Below are 16,306 nucleotides of genomic sequence, written 5' to 3' on the forward strand. Positions count from 1 at the left end.
CGGTCCCGAACCGGTCCGGACCGGCGGTGAACCGGTCGTCCGCGGTCACCCTGGGCTGACGCCGACCTGGGCCCAGGAGGCCGTCACGGTGTCGGCGATCGGGGGCTTGTCGGGGTAACGGGCCTTGGCGGCGGCCACGGTGGCCCGGGCGAAGGCGGTGAAGTCGGCGGTGGCGGTCAGCGTGCCGCCGGTCAGGGCGTCGTACCAGATCCGCCCGGCCTGCTCCCAGGACGATCCGCCGAGGGCGGTGGCCAGCAGGTAGAACGCGTGGTTGGGGATGCCGGAGTTGATGTGCACCCCGCCGTTGTCCTCGGCGGTGTTCACGTAGTCCCGCATGTGGGCGGGCTGCGGGTCCTTGCCGAGCTGGGGGTCGTCGTAGGCGGTGCCGGGGGCCTTCATCGAGCGCAGCGCCACGCCCTGGATGCCGGGGGCGAGCAGCCCGGCGCCGATCAACCAGTCGGCGGAGGCGGCGTCCTGGTGCAGGGCGTACTGCTTGACCAGCGAGCCGAAGACGTCGGAGACCGACTCGTTGAGCGCGCCGGGCTGGTCCTGGTACTCCAGTCCGGCGGTGAACTGGGTGACGCCGTGGGTGAGTTCGTGGCCGATGACGTCGATGCAGGCGGTGAAGTCGCCGAAGATCTGGCCGTCGCCGTCGCCGAAGACCATCTGCCGGCCGTTCCAGAAGGCGTTGTCGTAGTTGCGGCCGTAGTGGACGCTGGCGTCCATCCGCAGGCCCCGGCCGTCGATCGAGTCGCGGCCGAAGACCTCGGAGTAGAGCGCGAAGGTGGCGCCCAGGCCGTCGTAGGCGTGGTTGACGGAGGTGTCGGCGACCGGGGCCTGGCCCTCGGTGCGGACGGTGCGCCCGGGCAGCCGCTGGCCGTGCCCGGCGTCGTGGATCAGCCGGCTGAGGCCGGGGGCGCCGGCGGTCGGCAGGGGAGCGGCGAGGCGGGCCGCGCGGTGCGCGGCGTCCAGGGCGAGGGAGTGGACGGCGGGCTGGTGACCGGCCTCGGCGAGGCGGTCCAGGACGTACGGCGGGACGATCGCGCAGCGCGGGACTCCTGCAGTCATGCGGCCCAGGGTGAGGCCTCGATGACCGAATGTCACCACCTGCGGCAGGACCGGTCCACGTCTCAAGGGGTGGAACGGTAGCCCGGATCACTTCGGGGGCGCGCGGGCCTGGGTTACGCTGGGCCACATCATGCGCAACGGGCTGCTTCTTCTTAGCTGCCGCGTCGAGGGCCTGTAGTCCACCGGGCCGGCTCCCTCGCCGCGGGGAACGAGCTGTGCGCGGAAACGGCGACGCGAGGGCGCGTCGCGCGGCGCAGCAGCGGCCGGCCAGTCGGTGTCGATCCCTCCCGACCGCCCGCATCACGCATCCACAGGAAGCCGAGAGTCCCCTCCATGACCGAGCAGACCTCCGCCGCGTCCGTCCCCGCCGCTCGCGCCTTCGTCGACCGGCCGACCCCGATCACCGCCGCCTCCGTACGCCAGCGGCCCTCGGGCATGCGCTACGGGCGCTACCTGCCGTTCGGCACCGTCGACCTGCCGGACCGCACCTGGCCGGACCAGGTGATCACCAAGGCGCCGCGCTGGCTCTCCACCGACCTGCGGGACGGCAACCAGGCGCTGATCGACCCGATGTCCCCGGCCCGCAAGCGGAAGATGTTCGACCTGCTGGTGGCCATGGGCTACAAGGAGATCGAGGTCGGCTTCCCGTCCTCCGGCGCCACCGACCACGCCTTCGTGCGGTCGCTGATCGAGGAGGGGGCGATCCCGGAGGACGTCACCATCTCGGTGCTGACCCAGGCCCGCGAAGAGCTGATCGAGAAGACCGTCGAGTCGCTGGTCGGCGCCCCGCGGGCGACCGTCCACCTGTACAACGCGACCGCGCCGCTGTTCCGCCGGGTGGTGTTCCGCAACGACGAGGCGGCCACCAAGGCGATCGCGGTGGACGGGACCCGGCTGGTGATGGAGTACGCGGAGAAGCTGCTGGGCGACGACACCGTCTTCGGCTACCAGTACTCGCCGGAGATCTTCGTGGACACCGAGCTGGACTTCGCGCTGGAGGTCTGCGAGGCGGTGATGGACGTCTGGCAGCCCGGCGAGGGCCGCGAGATCATCCTGAACCTGCCGGCCACCGTCGAGCGGGCCACCCCGAACGTCCAGGCCGACCAGTTCGAGTGGATGTCGCGCAACCTGTCGCGCCGCGAGTTCGTCTGCCTGTCGGTGCACCCCCACAACGACCGCGGCACCGCCGTGGCCTCGGCCGAGCTGGCCTACATGGCGGGCGCGGACCGGATCGAGGGCTGCCTGTTCGGGCAGGGCGAGCGGACCGGCAACGTCGACCTGGTGACGCTGGGGATGAACCTGTTCTCGCAGGGCATCGACCCGCAGATCGACTTCTCCGACATCGACGAGGTGCGCCGCACCGCCGAGTACTGCAACCAGATGGAGGTGCACCCGCGCCACCCGTACGCCGGGGACCTGGTGTACACCTCCTTCTCCGGCTCGCACCAGGACGCCATCAAGAAGGGCTTCGACGCCCTGGAGGCGGACGCGAAGGCGGCCGGGGTGCCGGTGGCGGAGCACACCTGGGGCGTGCCGTACCTGCCGATCGACCCGAAGGACGTCGGCCGCACCTACGAGGCGGTCATCCGGGTCAACAGCCAGTCCGGCAAGGGCGGGGTGGCGTACGTCCTCAAGAACGACCACAAGCTGGACCTGCCGCGCCGGATGCAGATCGAGTTCTCCCGGATCATCCAGGCCAAGACCGACGCCGAGGGCGGCGAGGTCAGCCCGGCGGAGATCTGGCGGGTCTTCGAGGACGAGTACCTGCCGACCACCGGCAACCCGTGGGGCCGGCTGTCGCTGGCGGGTTCGCGCACCCTGACCACCGAGGACGGCCGGGACGCGCTGACCGCCGAGGCCGTGGTGGACGGTGTGCCGGTGACCCTGTCCGGCACCGGCAACGGCCCGGTCTCGGCCTTCGCGGACGCGCTGGCCCGGATCGGCGTGGACGTACGGGTGCTGGACTACGCCGAGCACGCGCTGAGCGAGGGCGGCGACGCCCAGGCGGCCGCGTACGTGGAGTGCGCGGTGGACGGCAAGGTGCTGTGGGGCGTGGGCATCGACGGCAACACCGTGCTGGCCTCGCTCAAGGCGATGATCAGTGCCGTCAACCGCTCGCAGCGGGGTTAACTCCCTAGGGCGTGTCTGACAATTCGCGTCGGATCAGCGTGCGGCGTTGGGGTGCGTGCATCGCAAGGCGGAGGAGGGAGTCCATGCGGAGCATCGGCGACTGACGACAACGCGGCGAGGTGCGTGCCCCGGCGTCGCGCGCCCGGCGGGAATTGTCAGACACGCCCCAGGGTGGTACGCGAAGGGCCGTCCCGCGGGGCGGCCCTTCGCCGTGTCCGCCGGGCGTTCCGGCGGGCTGTGGCCTGCGCCACATTTTTTCGGATCGGAAGCCGTTCGAGGTACTGACACGTGCCGGTAACCGTGGCAACATCGATCCACCGGCAAGCCGGGTCGGTGGGACGGCCTCGGTGTCCGGTCGCGTGACCTGTCCATAGTTGTGCAGGCCGCCTGCCATGTCTGGGGAGTGGCGCCGTGACCAGGTTGTGGGGTGTCCGCCCGAGGTGGCGGACCGATGTTCTCGGTGATTTCTTCTGCCCGGGCTGCGGCGGGGACCGCAACTACCGCCGGCAGCACGGCCGGCGCTGGCTGCGCCTGCTGGGGACGCCGGTCGCGCCGCTCGGGCCGGTGATCGGCAGCGTGCAGTGCACCAGCTGCCACGGGCGCTACGGCGTCGAGTCCCTGGAGCAGCCCACCAGCGTGCGCCTCGGCGCGATGCTGCGGGACGCCCAGTACACCATCGCGCTGGCCCTGCTCGCGGCCGGCGGCACCGCCCACCGGGCGGCCCGCGAGGCGGCCTGCACGGCGGTGCGCGAGGCCGGGTTCGAGGACTGCGGCGAGGCCCAGGTGCTGGCCGCGCTCGCCGCGCTCTCCGGGCTCGGCGGCGAACTCCACGACGCCCACGGGATGTCCGGCGGCCTGGCCGTGGAACTGCACGCGGTGCTCGAACCGCTCGCCCCGCACCTGGCCCAGCAGGGCCGGGAGCGGCTGCTGCTGCTGGGCGCCGCGATCGCCCTGGCGGACGGGCGCTACCTGCCGCAGGAGCGCGAGGCGCTGGCCGCCGTCGGCAGCTGCCTGGACCTGCCGCAGAGCCAGGTGCCGGCGCTGCTGGAGGCGGCGACCCGGGCACCGTACGAGAACCTGTAGGGCCTCGGCCCCCGTCCCTCCGGACCTTCCGTATCCCCCACAAACGGGCCCGCTCGCCCCCGGCCTTCGGCCGGGAGGTGCCCCCACCCTCCGGGCCCGCCGTGACCCGCACCGCAGTGGTCCTCCCCCACGGTCCCCGGTGCGGGCAACACGGCTGTCCACGGCTGTCCGTGCCCTGGGGGACAATGGGGGGCATGAGCCTTTTCCGGGACGACGGCGTCGTGTTGCGGGCGCAGAAGCTCGGCGAGGCCGATCGGATCATCACCCTGCTGACCCGCCACCACGGCAAGGTGCGGGCGGTGGCGCGCGGGGTGCGCAAGACCAAGTCCAAGTTCGGCGCCCGGCTGGAGCCGTTCTCGCACGTGGACGTGCAGTTCTTCAGCCGGGGGAGCGAGCTGATCGGGCGCGGGCTGCCGCTGTGCACCCAGGTGGAGACCATCGCCCCGTACGGCGGATCGATCGTCACCGACTACGGCCGCTACACCGCCGGCACGGCGATGCTGGAGACGGCCGAGCGCTTCGCCGAGAACGAGGGCGAGCCGGCCGTCCAGCAGTACCTGCTGCTGGTGGGCGGGCTGCGCACGCTGGCGGCCGGGACGCACGAGTCGCACCTGGTGCTGGACGCCTTCCTGCTGCGCTCGCTCGCGGTGAACGGGTACGGCGCGAGCTTCACCGACTGCGCCAAGTGCGGCCTGGACGGGCCGAACCGTTTCTTCTCCCTCCCCGCAGGGGGGGTGCTCTGCGCGGACTGCCGAGTGCCCGGATGTGCCGTACCCTCCCCTGAGACACTGGTACTGCTCGGGGCGCTGCTGTCAGGGGACTGGCGGACGGCCGACGCCTGCGAGCCACGGTACTGGCGGGAGGGCAGCGGCCTGGTCGCGGCCTATCTGCAGTGGCACCTGGAGCGGGGCATCCGCTCGATGAGATACGTGGAGAAGTGAGCACATGGCAGCGCGACGGCTCTTCGGCGGTGGCAAGCAGCGGGTCTACGAACCCCCGACCCCGCACCCCAGCGGCGCCAGGCCCCCGAAGCTCCCCGGCGAGCTGGTCCCGGACCACGTCGCCATCGTGATGGACGGCAACGGCCGTTGGGCCAAGGAGCGCGGGCTGCCCCGCACCGAGGGCCACAAGATCGGCGAGTCCGTCGTGCTGGACGTGCTCAAGGGCGCGATCGAGCTCGGCGTCAAGAACATCTCGCTGTACGCGTTCTCCACCGAGAACTGGAAGCGCTCGCCCGACGAGGTGAAGTTCCTGATGAACTTCAACCGGGACGTCATCCGCCGCCGCCGCGACGAGATGGACGCGATGGGCGTGCGGATCCGCTGGGCCGGCCGGATGCCCAAGCTGTGGAAGAGCGTCGTCCAGGAGCTCCAGGTCGCCGAGGAGCAGACCAAGGGCAACGACGCCGTGACGCTCTACATGTGCGTCAACTACGGCGGCCGGGCCGAACTCGCCGACGCCGCGCAGGCGATTGCGCTGGACGTGGCGGCCGGCCGGCTGGACCCGAAGAAGGTCAACGAGAAGACCCTCGCCAAGTACATGTACCACCCGGACATGCCGGACGTGGACCTCTTCCTGCGCCCCAGCGGCGAGCAGCGCACCTCCAACTTCCTGCTCTGGCAGTCCGCGTACGCCGAGTTCGTGTTCCAGGACGTGCTCTGGCCGGACTTCGACCGCCGCGACCTGTGGCGCGCCTGCGAGCAGTTCGCGATGCGCGACCGCCGCTTCGGCGGGGCGATCCCGAACGAGCTGCCCTCGCCGCTGGAGCTGCCCGCCCAGCGCTGACGCCGACCGGCGCTGGCACCGACCGGCGCTGATACCGACTGGCGTGCACGTGCCGAAGGGCCCGCGGAACGAACCGTTCCTGCGGGCCCTTCGGCCGTCGTCCGCGCGGGCTGCCCCCGTACGGACGGTCGTTCAGCCCTTCTTGGCGCAGTCCGCGCAGGTGCCGAAGATCTCCAGGGTGTGTGCGATGTCGCTGAACCCGTGCTCGGCGGCGACCGAGTTGGCCCAGCGCTCGACCGCGGGGCCTTCGACCTCGACGGTGGCGCCGCAGTGCCGGCAGACCAGGTGGTGGTGGTGCCCGCTGCTGCACCGGCGGTAGACGGCCTCGCCGTCGGCGGTGCGCAGCACGTCCACCTCACCGGCGTCGGCGAGCGACTGGAGGGTGCGGTAGACCGTGGTCAGACCGACGGAGTCTCCGCGGTGCTTGAGCAGGTCGTGGAGCTCCTGGGCGCTGCGGAAGTCCGCGATCTCGTCCAGGGCCGCCGAGACGGCGGCTCGCTGCCGGGTCGAGCGGGCGCGCGGCGACGGGCCTGCGGTGGTCACCGTGGGTCCTCCTGGGGTCGTGGGCGTCACGCACCTCATTGTGCCAGCCCGGCCCGCCGCTCCGGAGTGGTCGCGTCGGAGGAACTCTTTCCCGGGTCCTGGCCGGGGAGTCGGACGTCGCAGACCTGGGGCCCCTGCCCGGCGTCGCCGCGGCGCCGGTGGCGGCGGCGGGCGAGCGGGGCGGCGATCGCGCTGAACACCGCGAACACCGCGATGGCGAGCAGCACGATGGCCGGTCCGGAGGGCACGTTCAGCTGGTAGGAGCCGGTGACGCCGGCCAGCGCGACCACCACGCCGAGCGCGATCGAGGCGGCCTGGGTGGCGGCGAAGGAGCGGGTCAGCTGCTGGGCGGCGACCACCGGGACCACCATCAGCGCGCTGACCAGCAGCAGTCCGACCACCCGCATGGCGACCGTGACGGTGACCGCGGCCATCACCGCGAGCAGCAGGTTGAGGGTGCGCACCGGCACGCCGGTGACCCGGGCGAAGTCCTCGTCCTGGCAGATCGCGAAGAGCTGGCGGCGCAGGCCGACGGTGACCGCGATGACCACCGCCCCGAGCACCGCGATGGTGGCCAGGTCGGCGGGGGCGACGGTGAGGATCGAGCCCCACAGGTAGCTCTCCAGCGAGCCGGCCCCGGCCTGGGCGGACATCGAGACGAGCAGCTTGCCGCAGGCCATGCCGCCGTAGAAGAGCATCGCCAGGGCGATGTCGCCGCGCTGGTTGCCGCGCGAGCGGACCAGCTCCATGGTGACGGCGCCGAGCACGCAGACCAGCACGGCCATCCAGACCGGGCTGGTCTGGAAGATGAAGCCGAGGCCGACGCCGGTCATCGCGACGTGGCCCATGCCGTCGCCCATCAGGGCCTGGCGGCGCTGCACCAGGTAGATCCCGACGGCGGGGGCGGTGATCCCGACCAGCACGGCGGCCAGCAGGGCGCGCTGCATGAAGTCGTAGGAGAGCATCTCGGTCATGCGAGCAGCCTCGGCGGGGTGAGGTCGGCGTGCGGGTGGACGTGGTCGTGGCCGGGCAGCGCGTGCAGGCCGGTGTTGGGCACCGGCGGGCCGTCGTGCGCGACGCAGCCGTCCCGCAGCACCACGGCGCGGTCGATCAGCGGCTCCAGCGGCCCGAGTTCGTGCAGGACGAGGAGTACGGAGGCACCGCGGCCGACCTCGGCGCGCAGGGTGTCGGCGAGCACCTGCTGGCTGGCGGCGTCCACGCCGGCCATCGGCTCGTCCATGATCAGCAGGTCGGGGGTGCCGACCAGGGCGCGGGCGATCAGCACCCGCTGCTGCTGGCCGCCGGAGAGGTCGGCGACGCCGTCCCCGGCTCGGTCCAGCATGCCGACGGCGGCCAGCGCGCCGTCCACCGCGGCGCGGTCCCGGCGGCGGAACGGCAGCAGCCGGTGCTGTGCGAGCCGCCCGGTGGAGACCACCTCGCGCACGGTGGCGGGGACGCCGGAGGCGGCGGTGGTGCGCTGCGGGACGTACCCGATCCGGTGCCAGGCGCGGAAGGAGCCGTACGGGGTGCCGAACAGCTCCAGGGTGCCCTGCTCCAGCGGGACGGAGCCGATCACGGCCTTGACGGTGGTCGACTTGCCGGAGCCGTTGGCGCCGAGCAGGGCGACGACCTCGCCGGGTCGGACGGTGAGGTCGACGCCGCGCAGCACCGGCCGGCCGCCGCGCGAGGCGACGGCGTCGCGGAGGCGGACGGCCGGGGGTATCGGGTGGGTCATGGTGGGGCGTCCCGTCAGCTCGCGGGGGTGGGGGCCGGGGTGGCCGCGGCGGGGGCGCCGAGGGCGGCCCGGAGGTTGGCCAGGTTCTGCTTCATGACGGTCAGGTAGTCGTCCTTGGACGGGTCCTTGACGCCCTCCAGCGGGTCCAGCACCGCGGTCTTGAGGCCGAGGTCCTTGGCGACGGTGTCGGCGAGCTTGGGGCTGACCAGGGTCTCGAAGAAGATCGTGGTGACGCCGTTGTCCTTGGCGGCCTTCTGCACCTCGGCGAGGCGGGCCGGGGTGGGCTCGGACTCCGGGTCGACGCCGTTGATGGCGACCTGGGTGAGGCCGTAGTGGTCGGCGAGGTAGCCGAAGGCGGCGTGGCTGGTGACGAAGGTCTTGGTCTTGACGTCCTGCAGCCCGGTCCGGAACTCCTGGTCCAGGGCGGTGAGCCGGGTGACCAGGTCGTCGGTGTTCTTCCGGTAGTCGGCGGCGTGCGCGGGGTCGGCCTTGGCGAACTCGTCGCCGACGCTCTTGGCGATCGCGGCGTAGCGGCTCGGGTCGAGCCAGATGTGCGGGTCGCCGGCCGGGCCCTCGTGCTTGTAGCCGTCGCCCTCGGCGGTGCCCTCGTCGAGGTGGTGGTCGACCAGCGGGCTGGCCGCGGTGGCGTCGATCTTGTGCTTGCTGGCCGACTGGTCGACGGCCTGGTCGACGGTGGGCTGGAGGCCCTTGAGGTAGAGGATCGCGTCGGCCTTCTGGACGCCGGCGACCTGCTTGGCGGTGAGCTCCAGGTCGTGCGGCTCGACGCCGGGCGCGGTGAGGTCGGTGACCGAGACGTGCTCCTTGCCGATCTGCTGGGCCAGGAACTCCATCGGGTAGAAGGAGGCGACGACGTTCAGCTTGCCGTCCGCACCCTGGGCGCTGCTGCTGCCACCGCAGGCCGTGAGGGCCATGGAGGCGGCGAGGGCGGCGACGGCCAGGGCGGCGGTCCTGCGGGTACGGCGGCTGAGCAGTCCGATCATCATGACAATCATTCTCATCTGCAGTGGAAATGATTGTCAAATCACTCGGACGGGTGAACGGCAGGTGGCCCTGGTCGGGAGGAGCCGGACCATATCGATTTGAACCCCGTACCCGTCTGGCCGGTAACCTTGGGTATTCGGGTACGAGCAACCAGCCGTGCCCTGACCGTGCCGTACGTACTGAAGAGAGCACTGTGGCCGCCGACAAGATCGACACGATCGTCAGCCTGAGCAAGCGCCGAGGCTTCGTCTACCCCTGCAGCGAGATCTACGGCGGCACGCGTGCCGCCTGGGACTACGGGCCGCTGGGCGTCGAGCTCAAGGAGAACATCAAGCGCCAGTGGTGGCGCACGATGGTCCAGGCCCGCGAGGACGTCGTCGGACTCGACTCGTCGGTGATCCTGGCCCGCGAGGTCTGGGAGGCCTCCGGCCACGTCGCCACCTTCAACGACCCGCTGACCGAGTGCCTCTCCTGCCACAAGCGCCACCGGGCCGACCACCTGGAGGAGAAGTACGAGGCCAAGCACGGCTTCCCGCCGCCGAACGGCCTCAAGGACGTCAACTGCCCCGACTGCGGCACCAAGGGCCAGTTCACCGAGCCCAAGGACTTCTCGGGCATGCTCAAGACCCACCTCGGTGTCACCGAGGAGGCGAGCGGCCTGGCCTTCCTGCGCCCCGAGACCGCCCAGGGCATCTTCACCAACTTCAAGGCCGTCCAGACCACTTCGCGCAAGAAGCCGCCGTTCGGCATCGCCCAGACCGGCAAGAGCTTCCGCAACGAGATCACCCCCGGCAACTTCATCTTCCGGACCCGTGAGTTCGAGCAGATGGAGATGGAGTTCTTCGTCAAGCCGGGCGAGGACGAGCAGTGGCACGAGTACTGGCTCCAGCAGCGCTGGGACTGGTACGTCGACCTCGGTCTGCGCACCGAGAACATGCGCTTCTTCGAGCACCCGAAGGAGAAGCTCTCCCACTACGCCAAGCGCACCGTGGACATCGAGTACCGCTTCAACTTCGGCGGCTCCGAGTTCTCCGAGCTGGAGGGCGTCGCCAACCGCACGGACTACGACCTGCGGGTGCACAGCGAGGCCTCCGGCCAGGACCTCAAGTACTTCGACCAGGAGTCCGGCGAGCGGTACTTCCCGTACGTCATCGAGCCGGCGGCCGGCCTCAACCGCGCCATGCTGGCCTTCCTGATCGACGCCTACTTCGAGGACGAGGCGCCGAACGCCAAGGGCGTCATGGAGAAGCGCGTCGGCATGCGGCTCGACCCGCGCCTGGCCCCGGTCAAGGTCGCGGTGCTGCCGCTGTCGCGCAACGCCGAGCTCTCCCCGAAGGCCCGCGGCCTGGCCGCCGACCTGCGCACCGCGTGGAACGTCGAGTTCGACGACGCGGGCGCGATCGGCAAGCGCTACCGCCGCCAGGACGAGATCGGTACGCCGTTCTGCGTCACGGTCGACTTCGACACCCTCGAGGACAACGCCGTGACCGTTCGCGACCGCGACACCATGTCGCAGGAGCGTGTGTCGCTGGACCAGGTGAAGGGCTACCTGGCGGCGCGGCTGATCGGCTGCTGAGTCCGGTACTCCGGTACTCCGGTACTCCGGTACTTCGGGGAGCCCCCGGCCGTCCTCCCTGGTGGAGGCGGGCGGGGGCTCCCCGCTTTCCTACGGCCGGTGGGTCAGCGCCGGCCCCAGCGGGAGCGCGGGGCGGCCGGCGGGGCGGTCGGCAGGCCGGCCGTGCGGAGGGCGGCCAGGGTGGTGCGGTGGCGGGTGTCGTCGGCGAGCAGTGCCGCCAGCAGCTGCCCGTAGAGGTCCCGGTGGTTCTCCAGCGCGGCGGCCAGGCGCGCCAGTTCGACCGGCGGGCGGAGGGCCGCCAGCTCCTGCAGCAGGAGGGTGGCGAGCGCGGGCGGCAGTCCGGTCGCGAGTCCGACCAGGTCCGCGGTCGGGCGGCCGGCCGCCTGGCGCAGCAGCGTGCGGACGTCGGCGGGGCGGCCGTGCTGCTGGAGGCCGGCGGCCAGCGAGGTCAGCTCCGGGGTCGGCGCCGAGCCCCACTCCCAGAGCAGCGTGGCGCTGTCGGCGTGCTGCCCGGCCCGCTCCAGCGCGGCGAGCAGCGCCGGGACGGCGGCGGCCGGGTAGGCCCGGAAGGCGTGGAACAGCTCGGCGGCCTCCTCGGCCAGACCCAGTTCGCGCAGCTCCGCCAGCACCACGACGGCGTGCTCCGGGGCGCTCCGGGCGGCCGTCCGGGCCAGTTGGAGCGAGGCGCCGGTCGGCCCGCGCCGGGAGAGCATCCCGGCCAGCAAGGCGGCCTCGACGGGGGCGAGGTGGGCGGCGGCCCGGTCCAGCAGGTCCTCGGCCTCGGGGCGGGCCCCGCTGCGGTGGAGTCCGGTGATCCGCTCGGTGAGGGCGCCGAGGTCGGGGCGGACGGGTGGAGCGGGGGGTGGTGGCGGTGCCGGTGCCGGGGGTGGTGCCGGTGCCGGGGGTGGTGCCGGGGCCGGCGCTGGGATCGGCGCCTGTCTGAGGTGGAGCTCCAACTCCTGTAACTGATCGCTCAGTTGCAGGCAGCGCGCGCCCAGGCCCTCGCGTAGGGTGCGGGCCTGGGCGAGCTGCCGCAGCAGGTCGCCGTCCGGGCGCTGGCGGCCCGGGGTCGCCCGTATCGCCTCGCTCAACCGGCGTTCGCGTTGGCCCGCGTACCGGCTCGCGCGGAGCAACTCGTCCAGTTCCGACCGGAGTTCGGCGGCCCGTTGCTCGCCCTCCGGTTGCTGGCCTGCGGATTCTTCCGTCGACCGCATGCGCATGATCGCCCCAACCTGTCCATCTGTGCCCTGACTGCGGGACATCCTGGCGTCGGAATGTGGCGATGGAGTTACGAGAGCGCGACCAGTCGTGCCCGAGTGGCGTCAAGGAGCGCGCAGAGGGCGGCCGTTGCGAGAAGTGCGCCGGTCGCGCTCCGCGGCAGGGGCCGCCCCGTCCGGCAGGGGCCGCCCCGTCCGGCAGGGGAACGACCGGCCTCAACCGGCCAGTCGGGCCCGCGCCTCCATCAGCGCGAACCCGAGCAGGTTCAGCCCCCGCCACTCCAGCGGTCGCTCGGCCCGGATGTCGTCCGCGCCGAGGCCGATGCCCCAGATCCGGTCCAGCGGGCTGGCCTCGACCAGGACGCGGTCGCCCGTGCCCAGCAGGTACTCCCGCAGGGCCTCGTCCTGACCGAACTTCGCGACGTTCCCCTCGACCACCAGGTCGAACCGGCCCGCCGTCCAGGTCTTGTCGTCGAAGTCCTGCACCAGTCGGCCCAGCTTCTTCGCCTCGGCGGGCGTCCGGGCCTCCAGCACCTGCTGCTCGATCGCCCGGTCGCCGAACATCCGGGCCTTGCCGGCCATCATCCAGTGCTCGGCGGAGGCGTACGTCACCCCGTCGACGGTGAACTGCCCGGGCCACCACTGGCTCAGGCACTCCTGCCGCGTCCCGCCGCCCTTGCGGGCGGTGTGCCCCCAGAACATCACCCACTTCGGCCGTGCCCCGGTGGCCATCAGGCCCGCCAGCTCCTCGCGGCTGCGGACGTCGGCGAAGTCCCCGACCTGCTGCTTGCTCATAATCGTCATTCTGACACGAAGGGTGGGGAGCCCGCCATCCGTTTGACGGCCGCGGGCTCCGTCCGGCTGCCCGAGCCCGGGGGCTGGCTGCCCGAGCCCGGGGGCCGGCGGGTCGGTCCCGTTCGGCGGTGGGTCAGTCCCGTTCGGCGGCGGCGACCAGTTCCAGGAAGCGCAGCCCGAGTTCGGTGACCTCCTCCGCCGTCCAGTCCCGGGCCGAGCCCGTCAGGCGGACCTCGGCCATGGCGAGGCCGGGGGCGGCGTCGGTCCAGTCCAGGAACCAGGTCCCCTCCTGCTCGGCGAGGGCGAGGGTGGCCGCGTTCAGGGCGCGCGCCGGGTGGGGGAGCCAGAGCTGGAAGTCGTGGGTGGGCGGGACCTCCGGGAAGATCCGCGCACCGGGAAGGGCGGCCAGGGCGGGGATGAGGGTCGCCGCGTGGCGGGTGTGGCCGGGGATCCGGGGGAGTTCGGTGGCCAGGCCGGTGAGCGCGGCGAGGGCGGCCGGCCACTGCTGGTAGAGCTGCCCGCCGTAACGGTGGCGCCAGGTGCGGGCGTACGCGGTGAAGGCCTTGTCCCCGGCGAGGGCGGCCCCGCTGATGCCGCCGAGGTCCTTGTAGTAGGAGACGTAGACGCTGTCGGCCAGGGCGGCGATCTCGTCCAGCGGCCGGCCGAAGTGGGTCGTGGTGTTCCAGAGGCGGGCCCCGTCGAAGTGCACCCGGGCACCGGCCGCGCGGGCGGCGGCGACCAGCTCGGTGAGCTCGTCCCAGGTGGGCAGGACGAAGCCCGGGTCGCGGAGCGGGAGTTCCACCACCAGGGTGCCGAACGGCTCGCCGAGGCCCCGCAGTTCGTCGGCGGTCGGCTGCCGCGGCTCGGTGGTGGGCCAGAGGCTGCGCAGGCCGGTCAGCTGGACGTGGGCGTGGCGCTCGTGCCGTTCGAGGTGGCTCTGCGGGTGGAGTGCGACGGCCGGGTTCCCGGTCCGCTCGGCGTGGTGGCGCAGGGCGACCTGCTGGGCCATCGTCCCGCTGGGGAAGAACACCGCGTCCTCCGTGCCGAGGAGCGCGGCGGTGCGCTCCTCCAGCTCCCCGACCGGCCCGCCGTCCCCGTAGATGTCGGGGTGGGCGTCCGGCTCGACCGCCTCGGCGAGCGCGGTGAGCCGCTCGCGCATGGTGAGCGGGCGGTTGCCGGAGAGGAAGCGGGTACAGGCCCGGTGGGCGGCGCGCAGGCGGGCCCAGTCGATCTGGTCATCGGTCATCCGGCGATTCTCCGTCCGGCGGGAAGCCGGGCCAACCGCTTTTCGCTACCCGGGGGCGCCGAACCCGAGGGCGCCGAAGCGGGCGAGGTAGTGCCACACCTTCTTGAGGGCCTGGGGGTCGTGGCGACCGCTCGCGGCGGCAGCGCCGATGATCCGGGGGTCGAGGGCGCCCTCCTCGGCGATCCGGGCGCCGAGGGCGACGAACTCCTGGCCGCGGTAGTCGGGGTGGCGGCGGAGCTCCTCGACGGTGAGCCGGAAGCCGGGGTGCCACTCCAGCGGGCAGGGGAGGCGGCGGGCGGCGTCCTCGACCGGGGTGTTCCGGTAGCAGGGGTCCAGCACCAGGGCCTCGACGTCCTCGGCCAGCCGGACCGGGCCGTGGACCTGCGCCTCGATGTAGTCGTCGAGGGCGTCCTGGTCGTCGGCCAGGGCCAGTTCGACGAGCCCCATGCGGGCGGCGGTGCCGAAGTCCGTGGGCTCCAGGAAGCTGTCCGGGTAGCAGAAGGTGGTGCGCTCCAGGGCGGGGGCGGTGAGCCGCAGGTGCGCGGAGCCGAAGCGGGGTGCGGCGCCGACCGGACTGCGGCGGTGGTCGAGGGCTCCGTAGACGGGGCGTTCGCCGGGAGCCGCGGCGTCGTAGGCACCGGCGAAGATCCGGCTCTCCCAGCGCCAGCGGTCCCCGCCGGGGTGGGCGGTCAGGCCGCCGTTGCTGGTGCCGGTGGCGAACTGGGAGAGGTAGACGCCGTCCTCGGCCAGGGCGTCGAGGACGGCCCGGCCGCGGGAGACCCGGTCCGGGTGGAAGTTGAGGGTCACCCGCAGGGCCGGGTCGACGGGCGGGCCGGCGGAGAGCGAGGCCACGTGGTCGAGGGCCCGGACCTGCGGGGTCGGGGCGGCGTCGGAGCTCATGCGCGGTAGTGTCGCGCGGCCGGGCCGAGGGGCGCACCCGGGTTTTCGTCCGCCCCGGCGCCGCTGCGTCCGCCCCCGGCGCCGGGAAGGTGGCGACGCCGCGTCAGACGTAGTGGGTCTGCAGGTCGTCGGGGAACAGGCCGTTGCCGTGGTGGGTGGCCCAGGTGGAGTGGGTGCTGCGGATCCGGGCGGCCTGGGAGGTCCGCCGCTGTTCGATCAGCAGGCCCTCCGTGCCGTCCGCCCACCGCCGGTGGGCCCGATCACGACGGGCCAGGAACAGGGTGGTGCCGACGACGACGGCCGCCAGCGCGGCCAGGAACGCGAGAACGAAGCTCATGAGCTCCCCCTTCCTTCGGACTCGATCACTGTGCGAACCAAGTATCGCGGACCAAGGTGTCGTTCCGCCATAGCCGAAGTAGCGTGGGGCGCACGGCAGATGATGGTGCAGGAGGTTCCCCCCGCAGTCGGCGGGGTGGGCCGGAAGTAGCCTGCGGGCATGTCCGCTTCCTCCGCACTGAGCCTCCCCACCCGTATCGACGGCGACCCGGACCGGGTCGCGCTGGTCGTCCCCGGCGTCGGCTACACGCCCGCCCGTCCACTGCTGCACTTCGCCTCCTCGGTCCTGGTCCGGCACGGCTGGACGGTCCAGGAGCTGTGGTGGCGGATCCCGGACGGATTCGCCGAGTTCACGACGGAGCAGCGGATCGCCTGGGTCGAGCGGCAGGTCGGCGCGGCTGTCGACGCCGAGGGCGGCGCCTGCCGCCTGCTGGTCGGCAAGTCGCTGGGCTCCCTGGCCGCCGGCCTCGCCGCGGACCGCGCCCTCCCGGCCGCCTGGCTCACCCCGGTGCTCACCCTCGACCACGTGGCCCGCGCCCTCCACCGGGCCACCGCACCGACCCTCCTGATCGGCGGCGGCGCCGACAGGCTGTGGGACCGGAGCGTCGCCGACGCCACCGGCCACCAGGTCCTGGAACTCCCCGCCGCCGACCACGGCCTCGAACTCCCGGACGACCCGACCGGATCCGTCGACCTGCTCCGCACAGCCGTCGCCCGACTGGACACCTTCATCGGCGCACTGACCCCCAGCGGTGGAACCTGCGCCTAGGCAGGAGCGCCGGGGGGGGGGGGGGGGGGGGGGGGGGGCGGGGGGGGGGGGGGGGGGGGGGGGGGGGTGGTGGGTTTGTACGGGAGCTTGTTTGGTTGTTGCCGGAACCCGACGCACAAGC

The 16,306-nt window shown here is 72.7% G+C and carries 16 protein-coding genes; 6 read left to right on the forward strand and 10 right to left on the reverse strand.

The features are described 5' to 3' along the window. Positions 1-45 precede the first annotated feature (45 nt). Entirely contained in the window at positions 46-1,068 is a 1,023-nt protein-coding gene (locus tag ACZ4W5_RS03160) for a M4 family metallopeptidase (RefSeq protein ID WP_465652430.1), read from the reverse strand. A 333-nt stretch (positions 1,069-1,401) separates the two neighbouring features. Between ACZ4W5_RS03160 and leuA the strand changes: the two genes are divergently transcribed. The 4 genes from leuA (at position 1,402) to ACZ4W5_RS03180 (ending at position 6,066) form a co-directional block, all read left to right on the forward strand. Next, positions 1,402-3,198, forward strand: coding sequence for a 2-isopropylmalate synthase (leuA, locus tag ACZ4W5_RS03165; RefSeq protein ID WP_402483560.1), 1,797 nt, complete (start codon positions 1,402-1,404; stop codon positions 3,196-3,198). Positions 3,199-3,609: 411 nt separating this feature from the next. Further along, entirely contained in the window at positions 3,610-4,281 is a 672-nt protein-coding gene (locus ACZ4W5_RS03170) for a TerB family tellurite resistance protein (RefSeq protein ID WP_360228732.1), read from the forward strand. 194 nt (positions 4,282-4,475) lie between these two features. After that, entirely contained in the window at positions 4,476-5,222 is a 747-nt protein-coding gene (gene recO, locus ACZ4W5_RS03175; RefSeq protein ID WP_360228729.1) for a DNA repair protein RecO, read from the forward strand. 4 nt (positions 5,223-5,226) lie between these two features. Beyond that, positions 5,227-6,066 carry an isoprenyl transferase gene (locus ACZ4W5_RS03180; protein ID WP_360228726.1) on the forward strand — a complete coding sequence of 280 codons (840 nt, stop codon included), beginning with the start codon at positions 5,227-5,229 and terminating at the stop codon, positions 6,064-6,066. A gap of 132 nt (positions 6,067-6,198) precedes the next feature. Here ACZ4W5_RS03180 and ACZ4W5_RS03185 read toward each other — a convergent pair whose 3' ends face one another. Genes ACZ4W5_RS03185 through ACZ4W5_RS03200 form a run of 4 tightly spaced genes read right to left on the reverse strand, consistent with a single transcriptional unit; the run spans position 6,199 to position 9,348 of the window. Then, a complete protein-coding gene (locus tag ACZ4W5_RS03185) occupies positions 6,199-6,609 on the reverse strand; it encodes a Fur family transcriptional regulator (protein ID WP_360228723.1) in 411 nt (136 codons plus the stop codon). Between the two features lie 35 nt (positions 6,610-6,644). After that, on the reverse strand, positions 6,645-7,583 hold the full coding sequence (locus tag ACZ4W5_RS03190) for a metal ABC transporter permease (protein WP_402483566.1): 939 nt from the start codon (positions 7,581-7,583) through the stop codon (positions 6,645-6,647). Then, on the reverse strand, positions 7,580-8,344 hold the full coding sequence (locus ACZ4W5_RS03195) for a metal ABC transporter ATP-binding protein (RefSeq protein ID WP_360228717.1): 765 nt from the start codon (positions 8,342-8,344) through the stop codon (positions 7,580-7,582). The genes ACZ4W5_RS03190 and ACZ4W5_RS03195 overlap by 4 nt, the downstream gene beginning before the upstream one ends. Before the next feature lie 14 nt (positions 8,345-8,358). After that, complete coding sequence (locus tag ACZ4W5_RS03200) at positions 8,359-9,348, reverse strand: metal ABC transporter substrate-binding protein (RefSeq protein WP_465652434.1); 990 nt, start codon at positions 9,346-9,348, stop codon at positions 8,359-8,361. A 191-nt stretch (positions 9,349-9,539) separates the two neighbouring features. Between ACZ4W5_RS03200 and ACZ4W5_RS03205 the strand changes: the two genes are divergently transcribed. After that, complete coding sequence (locus ACZ4W5_RS03205; protein ID WP_402483569.1) at positions 9,540-10,922, forward strand: glycine--tRNA ligase; 1,383 nt, start codon at positions 9,540-9,542, stop codon at positions 10,920-10,922. Positions 10,923-11,026: 104 nt separating this feature from the next. Here ACZ4W5_RS03205 and ACZ4W5_RS03210 read toward each other — a convergent pair whose 3' ends face one another. From ACZ4W5_RS03210 to ACZ4W5_RS03230, 5 genes are all read right to left on the reverse strand, one after another. Next, a complete protein-coding gene (locus ACZ4W5_RS03210; protein ID WP_465652436.1) occupies positions 11,027-12,136 on the reverse strand; it encodes a hypothetical protein in 1,110 nt (369 codons plus the stop codon). Between the two features lie 219 nt (positions 12,137-12,355). Continuing rightward, positions 12,356-12,934 (reverse strand): NADAR family protein, encoded by a 579-nt coding sequence (locus ACZ4W5_RS03215; protein WP_465652438.1) that lies wholly within the window; start codon positions 12,932-12,934, stop codon positions 12,356-12,358. Between the two features lie 133 nt (positions 12,935-13,067). Further along, a complete protein-coding gene (locus tag ACZ4W5_RS03220) occupies positions 13,068-14,180 on the reverse strand; it encodes a threonine aldolase family protein (RefSeq protein WP_465652440.1) in 1,113 nt (370 codons plus the stop codon). Between the two features lie 45 nt (positions 14,181-14,225). Next, complete coding sequence (locus ACZ4W5_RS03225) at positions 14,226-15,080, reverse strand: DUF3626 domain-containing protein (protein ID WP_465652442.1); 855 nt, start codon at positions 15,078-15,080, stop codon at positions 14,226-14,228. A gap of 103 nt (positions 15,081-15,183) precedes the next feature. Continuing rightward, positions 15,184-15,417, reverse strand: coding sequence for a hypothetical protein (locus ACZ4W5_RS03230; protein ID WP_360228696.1), 234 nt, complete (start codon positions 15,415-15,417; stop codon positions 15,184-15,186). 159 nt (positions 15,418-15,576) lie between these two features. On the opposite strand from ACZ4W5_RS03230, the gene ACZ4W5_RS03235 reads away from it, so the two are divergent. Beyond that, the gene (locus ACZ4W5_RS03235; RefSeq protein ID WP_465652444.1) at positions 15,577-16,185 is read left to right on the forward strand and encodes an alpha/beta hydrolase; all 609 of its coding nucleotides are present in this window, start codon (positions 15,577-15,579) and stop codon (positions 16,183-16,185) included. The last annotated feature ends 121 nt before the right edge of the window (positions 16,186-16,306 follow it).

The organism is Kitasatospora sp. NPDC029367 (genome assembly GCF_055569135.1).